The organism is bacterium (assembly GCA_040757115.1).
Lineage (GTDB): Bacteria > UBA9089 > CG2-30-40-21 > CG2-30-40-21 > SBAY01 > JBFLXS01.
The window spans coordinates 1-1,299 of sequence record JBFLYA010000442.1 but is presented as its reverse complement, the minus strand read 5'-3'; the positions used below and the strand labels follow the sequence as shown (position 1 = coordinate 1,299).

Annotated in this window: 2 protein-coding genes; both read right to left on the bottom strand. The window is 32.5% G+C overall.

All coding sequences use genetic code 11. From position 1 onward, the window contains the following. Positions 1-118 precede the first annotated feature (118 nt). The gene (locus tag AB1422_19515; GenBank protein ID MEW6621490.1) at positions 119-508 is read right to left on the bottom strand and encodes a chemotaxis protein CheW; all 390 of its coding nucleotides are present in this window, start codon (positions 506-508) and stop codon (positions 119-121) included. Between the two features lie 276 nt (positions 509-784). Further along, the gene (locus AB1422_19510; protein MEW6621489.1) at positions 785-1,243 is read right to left on the bottom strand and encodes a chemotaxis protein CheW; all 459 of its coding nucleotides are present in this window, start codon (positions 1,241-1,243) and stop codon (positions 785-787) included. Positions 1,244-1,299: the final 56 nt, after the last annotated feature.

Here is a 1,299-nt window from a genome sequence, read left to right as displayed (position 1 = left end):
TTCCACAATCAATTTCTACCTATTTCTATAAATTTCAATCTATTTCTATTATCTTATCTCCATATCACTCTTATCTCCTTATCCCCTTTCTTACACTTTTGATATATAGCCTGAACGGTTACAATTTACGGATATCTAATAATAAAATAAGCTCCTCTTCAACTTGTGCTACTGCCCAGAAATGGTCTTTTGGGGCAGTAGTTTTTATCAAGGAAGGGATGACCTTAACCTTATCTAAATTTACTTTTAAAATCCTTAAGACTTCATCAACTAATAATCCTTTTTTAATCCCATCGAATTCAACAAGGATAATTTCTTTTTTTTGCCTTTTTTTGTGATTATTTAGATTAAATTCACGGGTTAAATCTATTGTTGGAATTTCAACATCTTCAAAATGAATCTTTTGGGTTTTCTTATTTAAAGATGAGGTAAGAATTCTATTTATGGATTTAACTTCAATACCAAATTGTTGATTTTGTAATCTAAAAAGGGCTAATTCGATTTCCATAAAATCACCTGGATTTATAGTAACCGTTCACCGCAGAGACACAGAGACGCAGAGAAAAAATTAAAAACTATTTACCAGACGCAGAATTCCATCACGGATTTTCATCAGTGCAAGCTTTTGAGGACCGACATATCATGATTGATTAACAAATTTGGTTTTGATGTCCTATGTATTACAAAGATTACCTCAATAATCTTTTCTGTTATCTGATTTATTTCCATGTCTTCTCTGTTCCTCTGCGTCTGTGCGGTGAATTACCACCTGAACGGTTACGATTTATATCTCTGCCAGATCTAATATTGCCATTAATTCACCGTCCATTTGAACTTCACCTTTGATATATTTAGCCCTGGTTTTTTCGAGAGTAGCAGGTGGAGGTTCAATTTTATCTGGTGACACATTGACAATATTAATAATTTCATCCACCAGAAATCCAACTAGAGTTTGATTTTGTATTTCTGTAATGATAATTCGTGTCTGGTCAGAAAAGACAATTTTAGAGAATCCAAGTAAATTACCCGTATCAACAACAGCGATGACCATTCCGCGGAGATTCATAACGCCTGTGATGTATTCAGCGCTGCCCGGCACATAAGTAATTTTACCAACCTTTATAATTTCTCGAACATTACTAATATCCATTCCATACAGAGCATTATCTATTAAAAAACTCACTATTTGGATAGTGTTTATTTCTTCTTCAGATTTATCTGTTTTTTTATCTACTTTAAGCATTGTTTTATTATTATACTTTATCCTTGCCAGATTGTCAATAAAAAACTATTGTAACT